General features: G+C 53.9%; 16 protein-coding genes. 5 read left to right on the forward strand and 11 right to left on the reverse strand.

Annotation, left to right across the window (positions count from 1 at the left end):
* Nucleotides 1-83: 83 nt before the first annotated feature.
* Both NDQ72_18750 and NDQ72_18755 read right to left on the reverse strand, forming a co-directional pair.
* The gene (locus tag NDQ72_18750) at nucleotides 84-1,112 is read right to left on the reverse strand and encodes a cyclase family protein (GenBank protein ID WKD28052.1); all 1,029 of its coding nucleotides are present in this window, start codon (nucleotides 1,110-1,112) and stop codon (nucleotides 84-86) included.
* Nucleotides 1,109-2,014 (reverse strand): 3-hydroxyacyl-CoA dehydrogenase NAD-binding domain-containing protein, encoded by a 906-nt coding sequence (locus NDQ72_18755; protein ID WKD28053.1) that lies wholly within the window; start codon nucleotides 2,012-2,014, stop codon nucleotides 1,109-1,111. Before NDQ72_18755 ends, NDQ72_18750 begins: the two co-directional genes overlap by 4 nt.
* A 165-nt stretch (nucleotides 2,015-2,179) precedes the next feature.
* Here NDQ72_18755 and NDQ72_18760 point away from each other — a divergent pair, with 165 nt between their 5' ends.
* From NDQ72_18760 to catC, 3 genes are read left to right on the forward strand one after another with little or no spacing between them, the layout of a single operon-like run.
* Nucleotides 2,180-3,514 (forward strand): TIGR00366 family protein, encoded by a 1,335-nt coding sequence (locus tag NDQ72_18760; protein ID WKD28054.1) that lies wholly within the window; start codon nucleotides 2,180-2,182, stop codon nucleotides 3,512-3,514.
* 46 nt (nucleotides 3,515-3,560) lie between these two features.
* Nucleotides 3,561-3,857 carry a YciI family protein gene (locus NDQ72_18765; GenBank protein WKD28055.1) on the forward strand — a complete coding sequence of 99 codons (297 nt, stop codon included), beginning with the start codon at nucleotides 3,561-3,563 and terminating at the stop codon, nucleotides 3,855-3,857.
* A gap of 39 nt (nucleotides 3,858-3,896) precedes the next feature.
* Nucleotides 3,897-4,187, forward strand: a complete 291-nt coding sequence (catC, locus tag NDQ72_18770; GenBank protein ID WKD28056.1) for a muconolactone Delta-isomerase — start codon at nucleotides 3,897-3,899, stop codon at nucleotides 4,185-4,187.
* A 215-nt stretch (nucleotides 4,188-4,402) separates the two neighbouring features.
* Here catC and NDQ72_18775 read toward each other — a convergent pair whose 3' ends face one another.
* From NDQ72_18775 to NDQ72_18815, 9 genes are all read right to left on the reverse strand, one after another.
* A complete protein-coding gene (locus tag NDQ72_18775) occupies nucleotides 4,403-5,221 on the reverse strand; it encodes an alpha/beta fold hydrolase (protein ID WKD28057.1) in 819 nt (272 codons plus the stop codon).
* 11 nt (nucleotides 5,222-5,232) lie between these two features.
* On the reverse strand, nucleotides 5,233-6,435 hold the full coding sequence (pcaF, locus tag NDQ72_18780) for a 3-oxoadipyl-CoA thiolase (GenBank protein ID WKD30444.1): 1,203 nt from the start codon (nucleotides 6,433-6,435) through the stop codon (nucleotides 5,233-5,235).
* Between the two features lie 26 nt (nucleotides 6,436-6,461).
* The gene (locus tag NDQ72_18785) at nucleotides 6,462-7,235 is read right to left on the reverse strand and encodes a CoA-transferase subunit beta (GenBank protein WKD28058.1); all 774 of its coding nucleotides are present in this window, start codon (nucleotides 7,233-7,235) and stop codon (nucleotides 6,462-6,464) included.
* Complete coding sequence (locus NDQ72_18790) at nucleotides 7,232-8,053, reverse strand: CoA transferase subunit A (GenBank protein ID WKD28059.1); 822 nt, start codon at nucleotides 8,051-8,053, stop codon at nucleotides 7,232-7,234. The genes NDQ72_18785 and NDQ72_18790 overlap by 4 nt, the downstream gene beginning before the upstream one ends.
* A gap of 330 nt (nucleotides 8,054-8,383) precedes the next feature.
* On the reverse strand, nucleotides 8,384-8,827 hold the full coding sequence (gene aroQ, locus NDQ72_18795; protein ID WKD28060.1) for a type II 3-dehydroquinate dehydratase: 444 nt from the start codon (nucleotides 8,825-8,827) through the stop codon (nucleotides 8,384-8,386).
* 385 nt (nucleotides 8,828-9,212) lie between these two features.
* Complete coding sequence (gene nfsA, locus NDQ72_18800; protein WKD28061.1) at nucleotides 9,213-9,944, reverse strand: oxygen-insensitive NADPH nitroreductase; 732 nt, start codon at nucleotides 9,942-9,944, stop codon at nucleotides 9,213-9,215.
* A gap of 119 nt (nucleotides 9,945-10,063) precedes the next feature.
* On the reverse strand, nucleotides 10,064-11,287 hold the full coding sequence (locus NDQ72_18805) for a CoA transferase (GenBank protein WKD28062.1): 1,224 nt from the start codon (nucleotides 11,285-11,287) through the stop codon (nucleotides 10,064-10,066).
* Between the two features lie 40 nt (nucleotides 11,288-11,327).
* On the reverse strand, nucleotides 11,328-12,857 hold the full coding sequence (locus NDQ72_18810) for a 3-hydroxyacyl-CoA dehydrogenase (GenBank protein ID WKD28063.1): 1,530 nt from the start codon (nucleotides 12,855-12,857) through the stop codon (nucleotides 11,328-11,330).
* Nucleotides 12,857-13,648 (reverse strand): enoyl-CoA hydratase, encoded by a 792-nt coding sequence (locus NDQ72_18815; GenBank protein WKD28064.1) that lies wholly within the window; start codon nucleotides 13,646-13,648, stop codon nucleotides 12,857-12,859. The genes NDQ72_18810 and NDQ72_18815 overlap by 1 nt, the downstream gene beginning before the upstream one ends.
* A 279-nt stretch (nucleotides 13,649-13,927) precedes the next feature.
* On the opposite strand from NDQ72_18815, the gene NDQ72_18820 reads away from it, so the two are divergent.
* On the forward strand, nucleotides 13,928-14,749 hold the full coding sequence (locus NDQ72_18820) for an IclR family transcriptional regulator (protein WKD28065.1): 822 nt from the start codon (nucleotides 13,928-13,930) through the stop codon (nucleotides 14,747-14,749).
* A gap of 46 nt (nucleotides 14,750-14,795) precedes the next feature.
* Complete coding sequence (locus NDQ72_18825) at nucleotides 14,796-15,947, forward strand: acyl-CoA dehydrogenase family protein (protein ID WKD28066.1); 1,152 nt, start codon at nucleotides 14,796-14,798, stop codon at nucleotides 15,945-15,947.
* The last annotated feature ends 6 nt before the right edge of the window (nucleotides 15,948-15,953 follow it).

Below are 15,953 nucleotides of genomic sequence, written 5' to 3' on the forward strand. Positions count from 1 at the left end.
CCTACGAGCTTATCACCCAGGCGTAAGCACTCCCATTGTCGAAGGTGCCTCTAACGCTCTCTAGCGCCGCGGCAAACTCATCACTATACGGTTGCCACAGGCGTCACCGGCGAGCCAATGGCGCCTGGCAGCCGAAGCGGTGGCGCCGTCAGCAAGAACCGGTTGCGCTGGCGGCTATGCAACCATTCCGCTAAATCTTTCAGATACCATAACTCCGCCAGCGGCAATCCGAGTTTGAACAGGCAGTGGTGGTGCAATGGAAGTTTAGAGCAACAGCTCTGCGCCAACTCACGGTCTAAGTTTTCCACCGCATAATTATCCGCACAGATCGCCGCAATGCCGCTGTCAGTGATCCACTCCAGCAAGGCTGAATCACTGCCATCAAGCACTGCCCCGGTGTTTTTCAGCACCTCTGGCTGCGGCGTACCCTGCATATCCAACAACGCCTCGGCGAACCCGGTGCGCAATACCAGCATATCGCCGCGCTCCACCACCACGTTTAGCTGTTTCAGCGCATCCATCAACTCCAGGTGCCCTACCAGCGTTCTTCCTGCACCGAAAACTCTCACCAGATCGACCAATACGGCCCGGCCCTGCATGCCATGTGTCGCCAGTGTCTCGATCCCCAGGCGTCTAGCATAGGAGTCGTGCCATTGGGCCGATTCTCCGCTCAGATCGAGCACATCCTGCTCGGCCAGGTAGCCGTTGTAGTAGCGGCGTTCCGGCGTGCCATCGCCATCGCCATCGAACAGAGCGCCCACATGAGCCAGGGAGTCCCACTGCGTAGAGTACTGCAACGATAGCTGAACTTGATCATCACTGATAACGTCATGCAGCGCGGGGCTATGAGTCGCCAGGGGAAAGTTGATGTACTGGTCATCACCCAAGGCTGTCGGGGTTAGCTTCGGAGGCGAACGACGGGGGTTCAATACCTTTCCACCGGGGATATCCAGAGGTAGCGACAAACAGAATGTCACCCCTTCGTGGACTTCCTTAACACCTTTGAGCACCTGCTCGGTACCGATCAGGTTGACTCGCCCCAGTTGATCGTCAGGGCCAAACTCGCCCCAGTTGCTACCTTCAGGACGTTTCTTCCAGCGAGGCTGATTCATGGCTTGTCTCCACCGGCATGTTGGGTAGCGATTTCAATGATACGTTGCAGGTTTTCCCGCTCCCGGGCCTGGTGCTGGGCCCGCGTCTCATCACTCCACTGGTAGAAACCTCGTCCAGCCTTGGCACCTAGGCGACCTTGAGCCACATACTCTTCAAGCAGAGCGGCAGGTTGCTGACGTGCTTCGAGATCCGCATAGAGGTAATGGGCGATATTCAGATGGGTGTCCAACCCGTTAAGGTCGCGCTGACATAAGGGGCCATTCAACGCCATACGCACGCCAATGGAGTACTGCACGATATCATCCAGCGCTTCGGCCTCCACTACCCCTTTTTCCAACAAGGAAAGGCATTCACGCATCACCGCATGCTGGATCCGGTTAGCGACGAAGCCAGGTACACAGGTATTCAGTACCGCAGGGCGTTTCCCCCAACGTTTTAGCCAACCGCACACCTTTTCCACTACTGCCGCCTCGGTATGGCTGCCTGGCACCACTTCCACGGCGGGTATGATATCCGCCGGGTTAAAGAAGTGCGTCCCCAGGAACCGTTGCGGCACCCGCATGGCACTTCCGATGTCATCAATCGGAATACCCGATGTATTGGTCACGATGATACAAGTATCGGCCACTTCAGACTCGATTTGCGCCACGACCTTCCGCTTAATCGCGACGTTTTCTGTCACGCTCTCGATGACAAAATCAGCACTCTTCGCCACCTCCAAATTCGTGGTAAAGCGAATGATCTCGGCACTCTCCCCCACATTCAAGCGACTGGCTTCCAATACCTTCGGGTTGGTATCAACCACAGTAACCTTGACTCCATGCGCCGCCATTAACTTGGCCAGCGTAGTGCCCATGGTTCCCGCACCTACCACAGCAGCTTGCAATGAACCGTCCTGCATCAGTATTTCCTCCTTCGCCTAGCTTGAGACCATTCAAGTGCTAGACAAATGTCGCATTGAATAAAGTTGGTCGTAGGTCAAAGATCACCCACGAAAAACGAACTTATGTGCGCTATGCGTACATAATAGCCAATGACAGACACGCCGACAATAAGAGGGCTTCCTATGAATGCGCTGGCAAATTTCTTCACCCGGCTCGTTAACCGCTACATGCCCGATCCTCTCGTCATCGCTATCCTTCTAACCATGCTCACAATGCTCCTGGCAGTGCTAATGCAGGGCACCAGCCCCTTGAATGCAGTGCGTTATTGGGGCGATGGTTTCTGGGACTTGCTGGCCTTCAGCATGCAAATGACGGTCATCCTCCTAGCGGGCTATATCCTGGCCAAAACGCCCTTGGTTGACGGCATACTCAACCGCGTCGCGGCACGCGTCACAACGCCCTTCGTCGCGATTATTGTTGCCACTCTGGTGGGAGGTATCGGTAGCTGGCTAAACTGGGGTTTCGGCTTGGTCATCGGCGGTATAGTCGCCCAGAAGTTGGCGCTTAACGTGAAAGGCTTACATTACCCTCTAGTGATCGCTGCGGCGTATTCTGGCTTTGCTCTTTATGGTATCGGCCTGTCTGGCAGCGTGCCGCTACTGATCGCCACCGAAGGGCACTTTCTTCAGGATACGATTGGATTAATCCCGCTGAGCGAAACAATTTTCTCGCCCATTCTTTTGATCACCAGCGCCCTCATTCTTCTCACTCTTCCTTTCTTCAATGCCTGGCTGCATCCCAAGCAAGCCGAAGATATCGTCGAAATCGATCCAGCCACGGTAGCCAAGCCCTCAGCAGCCCCGCTGCCCGACGACACAAAAACCACCATCGCCGAACGTTTGAATCGCAGCAAAGTGGTGGGCATTGGCATCGGCGCGCTAGGCATGCTGTATATTGCACTGTATGCATTCGATGGCGGTTCGCTGAACCTTAATACCATCAATTTCGCCTTCCTGTTCTTGGGTATATTGCTATTTGCCTCGCCTGCCAACTACCTAGCCGCCTTGGCGGATGGGATTCGTATCGTCTCTGGCATCATCGTGCAGTACCCTTTCTACGCTGGGATCATGGGAATTCTCGTGGGGTCAGGGCTGGTGGTTTCGTTCGCCAATACCTTCGTTGATATATCCAGTGCGCAAACCTTGCCTATTTGGTCATTCATCAGCGGCGCCATCATCAACCTGCTGGCACCATCCGGTGGCGGCCAATGGGCTGTCCAAGGTCCCGTTATGGTTCAAGCCGCCACAGAACTTGGTGCTTCCCAGACAGCCACGGCGCTGGCCGTCCAAATTGGTGACCAGTGGAGCAACATGGTTCAGCCGTTCTGGATCCTCCCAGTGTTAGCCATCTCCGGCTTGAAGTTACGTGATGTGATGGGCTACATGGTGCTGATCCTAATCTACCTCGGGGTCATCTATGCCAGCGCGATGCTGATCTGGGGCTACCTCGGCGCCTAACCATTCTTATCCACTCTTAACGACTCTTGACTTACGGGACTGCCCCATGCCTTTTTTGATCGAAACCTTCGACAAGCCCGACTGTCAGGCCCTACGCCTGGAGGTACGCCAAGCCCACCTGGAGTATCTGGATGCCAACGTAGTGACCTTGCTGGCCTGTGGCGCCAAGCTTTCCGATGATGGCGAAACGGCGTCTGGCGGTATCTACCTAGTCGACTTGGATAGCCGTGAGGAGGCCGAGCACTTCATCGAGTCCGACCCATTCCACCAGGCGGGGCTATTCGCCGAGGTTAAAATCGTGCGCTGGCGACAAGCCTATTTAAATCGAAAAAACACTCTGTAGCGCGAATACCTGCAGCACAACTACCCATGGAGAAGTGCAATGCTGTTTCATGTAGAAATGGTCGTAAAACTGCCGTCGGATATGCCCGCCGAGCAAGTAGCTGACATCAAAGCAAAGGAGAAAGCCTACTCTCAGGAGCTACAACGGCAAGGCAAATGGCGCCACCTATGGCGGATCGTTGGCAGCTACGCCAACGTCAGCATCTTCGACGTCAGTGACAATGCTGAACTCCACGATCTTATTAGCGGTTTGCCGCTGTTTCCTTATATGGATATCCATGTGAAGCCATTATGCGGCCATCCTTCCTCTATACACCAAGGTGACGCATAACAGCTCTGCTCTATCGACTCCGCCGCGTTTTCTCGCAGGCTCTTAATAGCTAACGAGCGCGGCAGATCGTCGAATCTATAGAAGCGCTAACGTCATGCCCACCAAACGCTAGAGTATCGTAGTGTGTCTCTAGCGCTTAGTGGGCATGACGGGTATGCGGTTATAGGAGTGCTTCTCTCTGCCTATACCTATTTGCGAGCCTCCAGTCCGGAGGCTTACGCCACACCGTTGTTCGAACCGGTTGAAAGCACAGCAATAAGCTTTTGCGCAAACAGCACCGGAGCCTCTACCGACGGCACATGACCCACACCGTCAAATATCTCCAACGGCGCGCCGTCGAGTTCCGCAGCCAAGGCTTCCAACGTTGCGGGCGGCGTGGCCATATCTTCACTGCCACCAAACAGCTGTACCCTGACCTTATGAGAAACGTTCTTACCTGAAAGCTTTCCAGTGAACGTATCACGACCAAGCATTTCGCATAGCTGGGCGTAGGACTCATCGTCGCCACGGCCCATTTGTACGCACCATCCTGCTTTCAGCGCTGGACTTTCCTCAAAGGCCTTTGGTGCAAACCAGCGCGGCACGATCTCTTCAGACATCGCTGCCAGGCCTTCCTGGCGCACTCGGCCTGCGCGGGTGCTCCAGAGATCAGGATTGCCGATCACTGCGCCGGTATTGGTCAACGTGGCAGAGAGCAGCCGATCGCTATGCTCAGCAATCAACTGCTGGCCAACCACACCCCCAATGGACGTACCGGCAAAGTGAAAGCGCTGCGCGCCCGCAAGTTCTACCAGCGCCAATGCCTCCGCCGCTAGGTCAGCAGGGGTGATTTGTGCACCGCTGACCGCTTGGCTGGCACCGTGGCCGGGGAGATCCCAGGTCAGCACCCGATAGCGAGCCAGCAGTGCGGGAATCACGTCATCCCATACTGCCTGGCTCATGCCCAAAGGATGCGCCAGTACGACCAGCGGGTTCACTTCTGCGCCGAGCAGCCGATAAGCCACACTGCGGCCGTTAATGGTATGAAATGCCATGACGGTCTCCGTTAAACGCGTTCAATCAGCGTGGCAATGCCCTGGCCCACACCCACGCACATGGTACATAGCGCGTAGCGCTTGCCGCTGTTTTGCAGCTCATGGGCAGCGGTCATTAACAGACGCGCACCGGACATACCCAGCGGGTGGCCCAGAGCAATCGCGCCGCCGTTGGGGTTCACGCGGGGGTCGTCGTCTTTAAGGCCCAAGTCGCGCATACAGGCCAGCGCCTGGGCGGCAAACGCTTCGTTGAACTCAAATACATCAATCTCATCCATCGAGATGCCGGTGCGCTTGAGCAGTTTCTGCACCGCCGGTACCGGACCATAGCCCATAATACGTGGCTCAACGCCAGCGGTGGCCATGCCGATAATTTTCGCCATCGGTTTAAGACCGTGCTGCTTAACTGCCGCCCCACTGGCTACCAGCATGGCTGCGGCGCCATCGTTAACGCCCGACGCATTACCTGCGGTAACGCTACCGCCTTCACGAAACGGCGTAGGCAAACCGGCCAGTTTTTCCAGGGAGGTTTCGCGCAGGTGCTCATCCTGATCAAAGATCAGCGGCGCCTGCTTGCGGCGGGGAATCTCGATGGCGGTGATCTCTTGGGCAAAGCGCCCCGCTTTTTGAGCGGCAGCGGCTTTCTGCTGGGAGCGCAAGGCAAAAGCGTCCTGGTCTTCACGAGAGATAGCGAACTGCTCGGCGACGTTTTCTGCCGTTTCCGGCATCGAATCAATGCCGTAGGTTTTCTTCATCAGCGGGTTGACCAAGCGCCAGCCAATGGTGGTGTCTTCGATTTTTTGAGTGCGGGCAAAGGCGCTATCGGCCTTGCCCATCACGTAGGGCGCTCGCGACATGGACTCCACGCCACCGGCTAGTGCCAACTCCATTTCGCCTGCTTTAATCGCACGAAATGCCGTGCCCACTGCGTCCATTCCCGAGCCACACAGGCGGTTCATGGTTGTGCCGGGTACCGAGGTCGGGACGCCCGCCAGCAGCGACGACATGCGCGCCACGTTGCGGTTGTCTTCCCCCGCCTGATTGGCACAGCCCATAAACACTTCATCAATGGCGGCAGGATCGAGATCCGGCGCTTCTGCCAACACGGCTTTAAAGATCGTCGCGGCGAAATCATCGGGGCGTACGCTGGCCAGGGTGCCACCAAAACGTCCCACGGCGGTGCGGCGGGGATGACATAGAAAGACGTCTTGCATAACAACATCGCTCATAAATAGCTCCTTTATGCGTCCGCGTGGGCCCGCTCAGTGCGCGCTTTGAGTTCACGCAAAATCGTTAGCTCGTTTTCGCTGGGCTCAGGGGTGCTCTCAAGCTGCTCGGCAAAGCGGATTTCCCAGCCGGTGGCATCAATGACGTCTTCACGGCTAACGCCAGGGTGCAGCGAGACGACCACCAGCTCTTTGGTCTCAGGATCGGGCTTCATCACGCACAGGTCGGTGATTACCCGGGTGGGGCCCTTGCCGATATTGGGTACGTTGTCGCGGCCTTTGCCGTCGCGGCCAAAGCCTAGCGTGGTGACGAAATCGACATCTTTCACAAAGGCGCGCTTGGAGTGCTTCAGAGTGATAAAGACTTCACCCGCGTTGGTGGCTATTTCCGGCGCACCGCCGCCGCCCGGCAAACGAACCTTGGGTGCTTTGTAATCACCAATAAGCGTGGTGTTAAGGTTAGCAAAACGGTCGATTTGCGCAGTGCCCAAAAAGCCCACGTTCACTTTTCCACCCTGCAGCCAATAGCGGAACATCTCTGGCACGGCCACCGTGGTCAGCGCTGATTCGCACAGCTCACCGTCACCAATAGAGAGCGGCAGAATCTCAGGCTTGGTTTGCAGAGTACCGGACTCATAAATCAGCACTACCTCAGGCGCATGGGTTAGCCGTGCCAGGTTGGCGGCTTCAGAAGGTAGACCAATACCCACAAAGCAGGTCATGCCATTTTCTAACGCACGGGCAGCGGTCACAGTCATCATTTCAGAAGAGGTGTATTCCTGACTCATTTGGCTTGCTCCTCTGCACCGTAGATATTCTTGTCGATCCATTGCGTAAAGGTATCGCGGTCACGAGCGATGGCATCCCACTCTTTATAGAAGCGGTTGCTGCGGCCGTAGTAGCCATGGGTATACGAAGGCAGCGCGCCCTTTTCTGCCACGGCAACGGCACTAATTGCCCAGCTGGGAATCACGCAGGCGTTGGGGGTAGCCCCCAGGTCATCAACAATCTCTTCCACCGTGACGATGCTGTGCTTGGCGGCGAGTACGGCTTCCTTCTGTACGCCAACAATGCCTTCTACCAATACATTGCCCTGGCGATCCGCCCGCTGGGCGTGAATGATCGAGACATCTGGGCGCACTGAGGGCACAGCGGCTAAGCGCTCCCCAGTAAAGGGGCACTCAATGAATTTGATTTGATCGTTAACACTGGGCAATTCGCTGCCGATATAGCCGCGAAAAACCGCCAGCGGCAACCCCGCGGCGCCCGCTTCAAAGGCGCAGGCCATGGCCGCGTGGCTATGTTCAAGAATCTCGATCTTGCGCGGCCAGCCTTTCTCAACCGCATCGCGCAGGCGGTGCAGCGAGCCAACACCGGGGTTACCGCCCCAGGAGAAGATCACTTTTTTTGCGCATCCCGCGCCAATCATCTGGTCGTAGATGATGTCGGGGGTCATGCGGATCAGCGTCAGGTCGCGTTTTTTCTGACGGATCACTTCGTGACCCGCGGCAAACGGAATCAGGTGGGTAAAGCCTTCCATGGCAACGGTGGCGCCGTCTTCGACGTAGCGCGCTACCGCGTCATGCAAGCTCAAGAACTCAGCCATAGGTCTCCTCCTGGCAGTGACTCTCGACAAGTTCGAATAACGAACTTTGATTTGTAGTGCGAACAATTTACTCCCGTCATATTCACTCGTCAAACCCCACCAAGCACGCATACAAAAGGGGAGGCTAAGCCTCCCCTTTTGTATGTATCGGTAAAAACTCTATAATTTCAGTTAATTATTCATTCTTCAGCCAGGCAGGTGCACGCACTACTTGGCGTAAGCTACTACCAAGGTATAGCGTCGGATCACAGGCGTTACGCAGCTCTTCATGAAGGAGGTATCTTTAGGTCTTTGTACTGCTTTTTGCCCTCGTAAGGCTTCGCGTACCGTTTAAACGCAGGATTTTATGATGGCGTTTAAAGCAGCCTGGTACCCCTCTGTCCCAAGCCCCGCAATGACCCCATCTGCCCGCTGCGAGACATAGGAGTGGTGACGGAAGCTTTCGCGTTTATGGACATTTGAGATATGCACCTCAATGACCCTACCTTCAAAGGCATTGAGCGCATCCAGGATAGCGACAGACGTATGGGTATAGGCGGCCGGGTTGATGATGATAGCGAGCGTGCCATCGAGACGCGCCGCATGAATGGCATCAATTAATTCGCCCTCGTGATTGCTTTGAAAACAGCTTATATCCCAGCCCTGTCTCCCAGCTGTTTCAGCCAAAGCGTTATTAACATCGTCCAGCGTCTCATGGCCGTAAACGTCTGGTTGGCGAACGCCTAAAAGATTTAAATTAGGTCCGTGAAGGACCGTTACTTTTGGTTGTCCCACTGCTTATCTCCTTTCATGGCATTACGTCATCGTCTGAAGTCGTTATGTCTATAATAACGTGTCATTGAGTGCTTAATCTGTCTTCATAATGTCTAAAAATCGCTTAATTGAACGCTATTCGAACAACATACTATATTGGCTATGTGCTAGTAAGGTTATTTCAACGAGGGGCACTGATGGAGGAAAAAGGCTAAAATGAAAGGTTAAAACCTGATGACCGAGGCTTCGTAACGGCGAGCATCCGTCAAACCAGCCAAGCAAGCCGCCTGTATCAAATACTTCAACTAGACGGCTCACCATAAACAGCTGGATATAAGCTTGTATCAACCAGTCAGCCACTCAAAAGAGTGACGACAGCTGGTCTATTAGATCTGAAAACTATTCCTCACTTCATCTCAAAACCTTTATCAATAAGAAACTCTTGCATATGCGAACGTAGCTTTTGATTAAAAAGTGGGGCTAAACTCTGAGACCAGTCTGAAACTTTATTTCCCCCTTTGCGGGTCTGGTAATAGTGATGCATGGTGAGATTAAAAGCATTCACATGCTCTGAATCATCACTGTATCTGTTCTTTTTAACGATAGCTTCAACGGGTAACCGCGGCTTAATATCCGGATCTTGTGCAGGATAACCAATACACATACCAAAGACAGGGTATACATGGTGTGGCAAACTTAGCAGTTCGCTCACGGCTTGTGGATTATTGCGTATACCTCCTATGTAGCAAATTCCTAGCCCTTCTGACTCCGCCGCAATCGCGATGTTTTGTGCTACCAATGAAACGTCTACCGTAGCAACCAAAAGCTGCTCGGTCATACCACTAACGACGTTTTCTCCTGTGCTTCTCGCCGCTTCAAGTGGACGCTTCATATCGGCACAAAAGACTAGGAAATCACTGCTGCTCGCTACGTATTTTTGCCCACCTGTCAGCTCGACTAACTGGTCGCGTAAATGCTTATCGGTGACATGTATTATGCTATATGCCTGTATATGGCTGGAGGTTGCTGCTGCTTGCCCGGTACGAATCAGTTCGATCAATAACGCCGGCGGAATTTCCCGCTCTTCAAACTTTCTAATTGAGCGATGAGATTTCAATAGTTTAATCGTGTCGTTCATTATGCACGCCCATATAATAATATTTAATTGGTGTTCAACATTACAGCCTACCCTAGAGCACTGGCAGAACCTCGCAAAGGTCACCCCCCAAGCTGTAGCCGGCAACTTGGAAGCATGGGTTACCCCAGTACGCCGTCATTCTTCAGCTGCGATAACTGTTCTGGCGAAAGACCAAGATACTCGGTGAGTACATCGTTAGTATCTTGCCCCAGCAGTGGTGCTGGTCTTCGGTACTCTACGGGCGTGTCGGAAAGATGAATTGGGCTCCCCACCATCTTGAAGTCAGGATTCAGAGAATGGGGAATATTAACCAGCATGCCACGGGCATCCACCTGGGGCTCTGCTAGTGCGTCGGCAATATCGTTAATTAGCCCTACAGGTACCCTGACGTTGCTGATTTTTTTTACCCACGCTTCCGCTGTATCGCGTTTAAAATGCTCTGAGAGAATCTGGGTGATTGCATCTCTATTTCTGACCCGACTTTCATTCTTTGAAAACCGAGGATCAGCAGAAAGCTCTGGCAACCCAATAGCGCTGGACAGCGCGGCAAACTGAGAATCGTTGCCACACGCAATAATGAAGTCCTTATCACTGGCACGAAAGGAGTTGTAAGGCACAATGTTGGCATGCGCATTACCATAGCGCCCAGGTGAAACGCCTGTGCTTAGATAGTTCTGGCTCTGGTTGCCTAATGCCGCCACTTGAACATCCAGCAGCGCCATGTCGCAATGCTGGCCGCGACCAGATTTTTCACGTGCCAGTAGCGCAGCCTGAATGGCAATAACCGAGTAAAGCCCTGTCATCACATCGGTGACAGCCACCCCCACTTTCTGCGCACCGCCACCCTGAACGCCATCACGCTCCCCGGTGATGCTCATGAGCCCACCCATTCCCTGGATAATGAAATCATAGCCAGGTTCCTGCGCGCGAGGCCCTGTCTGGCCAAACCCCGTAATGGAGCAGTAGATTAATCTCGGATTGAGATTGGAGAGTGATTCATAATCCAACCCATACTTCTTTAGGGAGCCCGCTTTGAAGTTCTCGACCAGCACGTCACTCTCAGCCGCCAGTGCACGAACAACTTCCTGCCCTTTTGCGGTGGTAATATCGACAGCCACCGAGCGCTTATTGCGATTGGAGGATTGGTAATACGAGGTTTCTGGAGTCTCGTTACCCTGAGCATCTTTCATGTATGGCGGGCCCCAAGCACGCGTGTCATCGCCCCGCCCTACGCGCTCTACCTTGACGACATCCGCGCCAAGATCGGCCAATACTTGGCTACACCAGGGGCCAGCCAGTACTCGGCTTAGGTCAAGCACACGAATTCCCGTCAGTGCTCCCATGACACCCACCTCGTTTCAACTAACATAATCAACCTCAACATCACCGAACACTCGGTGCTTCATGTAACAGTGATACGCCAAGCGTTGCGCGACGCCGCAGCCACGGGCTTGGCCTATAGCGAGGATCTCCCGTTAAGGCAGTGATGCGCTCAAGAATGGCAAGCAACCTCTTCGGGCCTAACGCATCTCCCCATGCCAACGGTCCATAGGGATAATTAAGTCCCAATCTAACGGCATTATCGATATCGGTAGGCGTGGCAATCCCACGCTGAGCAATATCACAGGCTAGATTAACCACTGCGGCCAGCACACGTTGAGAGACAAACCCCACGCTGTCACGAATCACGGTCACTCCGGTTCCATCAGAGGCCAATAATGCATGAGCAGCGTCGCACATCTGCTGTCGCGTGACGGGTGTCCTCATCAGTGTGCGATGCCGCTCCAGCCCCATCAATGCGTCGAGGCAGAGTGTGCGTTCAGGGTCGACACCGAAATACGCACTCGCACTCACCGCATCATCACCAAAGGGCAGTAGTAAACAGAGCGCTTCTTCCGATGGTGAATCTGTCCTTTCCACTCGCCCGCCAAGCGACACCAGCAGTGACACGACCTGCTCACGTAGGTCGATATCCTCACATCCCACCCAGAACGGCGGAAAATCACTGATCGTGGGCACAGGCTGTGGCGTCAGCGCGGCGATTTTTTGTCCACCTTCATAGCGATAAAAGCCCACCCCCGTCTTGCGGCCCAGGCGATTCCCTTTCAGCATTTGCCGGGATATATAAGAAGGCCTATAACGCGGGTCGTGATAGAACTGCGTGAAAATCGACTCCATTGCAGGATGCGAAACATCGAGGCCAGTCAAATCAAAAAGTTCGAGTGGCCCCATTCGGAAACCAGCCTCCTCGCGAAGAATCCGGTCGATATCGTCAGGCGGCGCCACCTGCTCTTCTAAAATCTTCAGGCCTTCCGTGCTGTAGGCACGTCCAGCATGATTGACAATAAAGCCAGGGGAGTCCTGGGCACGCACACCAGCATGTCCAAGTTGGCTTGCCAGCTCTAGCAGTGTATTAACGACAGCTTCATCGGTATTGACTCCCCCGATCACCTCAACGACCTTCATCAGCGGAACAGGATTGAAGAAGTGAAAACCGGCCATTCGACCAGGATAAGTTAGCTCCGCAGCAATAGCGGTGACCGAGAGTGAAGAGGTATTGGTCGCGAGGATACAATCTCGCGAAACGACCGCTTCGAGGTCGCCAAATAAGCGTTGCTTGATTCCCAGATCCTCGATGATTGCCTCAATAACCACATCGCAATCCGCAAAAGCCGTCATCGATTCGGCGATGGAAAGAAGCGACAAAGCGGCTCCAGCAGACTCCCGAGATACCTTGCCCTTACTAACCAATTTATCGAACGTTACTTGCAGACCGTCACGTGCAGCACGGGCTGCCCCATCGCGGCTATCAAACAGCACGACCTCCAGCCCTGCCTGCGCAGCGATCTGGGCTATTCCAGCCCCCATCACTCCTGTGCCGACAATCCCCAGCCGGTTCACTTTTCTCGCCATTAGGGTTCTCCTCGGTAGCTCGGTTTGCGCTTCTCGATAAAGGCAGCAGCCCCCTCTTTCTGATCCACAGTGTCAAAAAGCAACTGGAAAGCTTTACGTTCAAGAACCAAAGCGCTTTCGAGGGGCAGATCAGCCCCCATGAGCACCGTTTCTTTGATGTGCTCTAGCGCTAGAGCAGGCAAATGCGCGATTTCTTGTGCCAGCACCGTGGCGCGTTCTAGTGTCCGATCATCACTCACCACTTCGCTAACCAGTCCCATGGCCAACGCCTCTGCCGCTGGCACTATGCAGCCGGTCATCAGCATGCGCATGGCCTGAAATTTCCCTACTGCTCGTACTAGCCGTTGCGTCCCACCCGCACCAGGCATTAGACCCAGCTTGACCTCTGGCTGCCCAAACCGTGCCGACTCCCCCGCGATGATGATGTCGCAGTGCATGGCAAGCTCACAGCCACCTCCCAGAGCAAACCCATTAACTGCGGCGATCACTGGCTTAGGGCAGCGTGCCACCGGCTCCCAGAAACGCTCATTGTGGCGTAGATGCATTTCAGTCGGAGAAGCCTCAGCAAACTCCTTTACATCAGCACCTGCAACAAACACCTGCTCGCCCCCGGTCAGTACAATGACTCTCACCTCATCCTGCCGAGTTAGAGACGAAAAAAGCTCGGCTAACTGGCACCTCACCGTTCCATTGAGAGCATTCTTGGCATGCGGCCGATCAATACGAATCACCGCCACCCCATTATCAAGCGAGGCAAGATAGACCTCGGAAGACCGCTGTTTGTTTATCATGCAAGATTTCGCCACCAATAATGTCCGCAATGCGGACAAATGTTTTGCTTAAAGATAAAACTTACACAGTTATTCGAATGACTGTCAATCCGTCAAAAAACAACAACAAAAATAATACATATTTATCAAATAATTATAATCAATACGCAATTTCTAAAACGCTCCATATTGCAATATCAAAATGTCCGCAATGCGGTCATTAAGACTGCATGATTGACATTTATTGATAGCAAGCTGCAAAATCAACCTGTCCAAAAACCTCGAACGAGGCAGAAATCGGTGAAGACAACAGACAATCAGGGCGATTTTCAGATCGTAATAGACCCGATGAATGCGGCGGGCGAGCAGGAGAAAGACCGGCAGTTCGTAACCGCGTTGGCGAGAGGGCTTGAACTACTACGCTGCTTCACTCCAAGCGAGAGTGCCCTAAGCAACCTCGATCTGGCTAGGAAGTCGGGGCTGCCACGCCCCACCGTTAGTCGGCTCACGCATACTCTCGCCCGGCTGGGCTATCTGCGCCCTCTATCACGAGGGAAGTATCAATTGGATGTGGGCGTTATGGCCTTTGGCTATTCCATGCTATCCAACCTGCCGATTCGCGCGATTGCCCAACCTTTGATGGTAAATCTCGCCGACGAAGTCGGTGCGACAGTGGCCATGTCTGCCCGAGACCGCCTAGACATGGTTTATCTAGATGTGGTTCAGAGTTCTCTACGTTCCACCATCCGTCGCCAAACCGGTACGCGTCTTCCCCTTCACCAAAGCTCGGCGGGACGCGCCTATTTGGCTGCTCTACCTCCACAAGAGGCAGACACGCTAATGGACCACCTACGGGAGTCTTATCCCTCCGACTGGCCTGTTATTCGCAAAGCATTAGAACGTGCTTTTCGAGACTACGCCGATTACGGCTACTGTTTGTCGATTGGAGAATGGCAACGAAAAGTGAATGCCGTTGCGGTGCCCCTCCATCACCCGCAGTTGGGAATTCTGTCGTTCAACTGTGGTGGCCCTGAGTTCCAGATATCACGGGAAAAGCTGGAAGAGTCAATCGGGCCTCAGTTAGTCCAGTTGGTCAACGATATAAAGACCCAGATCTCGTAAAACCCACTACTCCAACGATCTACTTACCTTACATTAAGAGGCACACATGATTCGTGACCAGGAAACCATGCAGCTCCTGCTCGACTCCATACGTAGCTTTGTTAAAGAAGCGTTAATTCCGCGTGAGGAAGAAATAGCTGAAAGCGATGAAATCCCCGATGACATTGCCTCACAGATGCGTGATATGGGTCTCTTTGGGCTCACTATTCCCGAAGAATATGGTGGTCTTGGTGTGACCATGGAGGAAGAAGTCAATATTGCTTTCGAGCTGGGTAGGACATCTCCCGCCTTCCGCTCCTTCATCGGTACTAACAACGGCATCGGTTCAATCGGCATCCTGCTAGACGGCACCAACGAGCAGAAAGCTAACTACTTGCCCCGATTGGCCAGCGGCGAGATTCTGAGTGCATTCTGCTTAACGGAGCCCGACTCCGGTTCTGACGCCGCTTCGCTGCGCACTACCGCTATAAAAGATGGCGACGACTACTTGATTAACGGTACCAAACGCTACATCACCAACGCCCCGCATGCCGGTATTTTCACCGTAATGGCACGCACTAACCTAGAGGTCAAAGGCGCCAAGAGCATTAGCGCCTTTATCGTTGAAGCCGACACCCCCGGCATTACCATTGGTAAACGCGATAAGAAAATGGGCCAAAAAGGCGCTCACACCGCTGATGTAATCTTCGATAATGTACGCGTACCGGTCAGTGCACTGATTGGCGAACAAGAAGGCGTCGGGTTTAAAACCGCCATGAAGGTTTTGGATAAGGGACGCCTGCATATTGCCGCCATTGCCGTGGGGGCCGCTGAGCGCGTTTTAGATGACTCTCTACGCTTTGCAATGGAACGCCAACAATTTGGCAAGCCTATTGCCGAATTCCAGCTTATCCAGGGCATGCTGGCCGACTCCAAGGCCGAGATTTATGCCGCTCGCTGCATGGTTCTAGATGCCGCACGCAAGCGTGATGAGGGCCAGAACGTTAGCACCGAGGCCTCCTGCGCAAAGATGTTCGCTACCGAAATGTGCAGCAGGGTCGCCGATCGCGGTGTGCAAATTCATGGCGGCGCTGGCTATATAAGCGAATACGCCGTTGAGCGATTCTATCGCGATGTACGCCTATTCAGGCTCTATGAAGGCACCACCCAAATCCAACAGGTAATCATCTCGCGCAACATGATTCGCGACGCTCAATAGCGGGTG

It is taken from the genome of Halomonas sp. KG2 (assembly GCA_030440445.1).
Taxonomy (GTDB): Bacteria; Pseudomonadota; Gammaproteobacteria; order Pseudomonadales; family Halomonadaceae; genus Vreelandella.

Excerpts from the sequence above, each read along its gene's own strand:
- NDQ72_18750 (WKD28052.1), bottom strand. The coding sequence starts at position 1,112 with ATGAATCAGCCTCGCTGGAAGAAACGTCCTGAAGGTAGCAACTGGGGC.
- NDQ72_18755 (WKD28053.1), bottom strand. The coding sequence starts at position 2,014 with ATGCAGGACGGTTCATTGCAAGCTGCTGTGGTAGGTGCGGGAACCATG.
- NDQ72_18760 (WKD28054.1), top strand. The coding sequence starts at position 2,180 with ATGAATGCGCTGGCAAATTTCTTCACCCGGCTCGTTAACCGCTACATG.
- NDQ72_18765 (WKD28055.1), top strand. The coding sequence starts at position 3,561 with ATGCCTTTTTTGATCGAAACCTTCGACAAGCCCGACTGTCAGGCCCTA.
- catC (WKD28056.1), top strand. The coding sequence starts at position 3,897 with ATGCTGTTTCATGTAGAAATGGTCGTAAAACTGCCGTCGGATATGCCC.
- NDQ72_18775 (WKD28057.1), bottom strand. The coding sequence starts at position 5,221 with ATGGCATTTCATACCATTAACGGCCGCAGTGTGGCTTATCGGCTGCTC.
- pcaF (WKD30444.1), bottom strand. The coding sequence starts at position 6,435 with ATGCAAGACGTCTTTCTATGTCATCCCCGCCGCACCGCCGTGGGACGT.
- NDQ72_18785 (WKD28058.1), bottom strand. The coding sequence starts at position 7,235 with ATGAGTCAGGAATACACCTCTTCTGAAATGATGACTGTGACCGCTGCC.
- NDQ72_18790 (WKD28059.1), bottom strand. The coding sequence starts at position 8,053 with ATGGCTGAGTTCTTGAGCTTGCATGACGCGGTAGCGCGCTACGTCGAA.
- nfsA (WKD28061.1), bottom strand. The coding sequence starts at position 9,944 with ATGAACGACACGATTAAACTATTGAAATCTCATCGCTCAATTAGAAAG.
- NDQ72_18805 (WKD28062.1), bottom strand. The coding sequence starts at position 11,287 with ATGGGAGCACTGACGGGAATTCGTGTGCTTGACCTAAGCCGAGTACTG.
- NDQ72_18810 (WKD28063.1), bottom strand. The coding sequence starts at position 12,857 with ATGGCGAGAAAAGTGAACCGGCTGGGGATTGTCGGCACAGGAGTGATG.
- NDQ72_18815 (WKD28064.1), bottom strand. The coding sequence starts at position 13,648 with ATGATAAACAAACAGCGGTCTTCCGAGGTCTATCTTGCCTCGCTTGAT.
- NDQ72_18825 (WKD28066.1), top strand. The coding sequence starts at position 14,796 with ATGATTCGTGACCAGGAAACCATGCAGCTCCTGCTCGACTCCATACGT.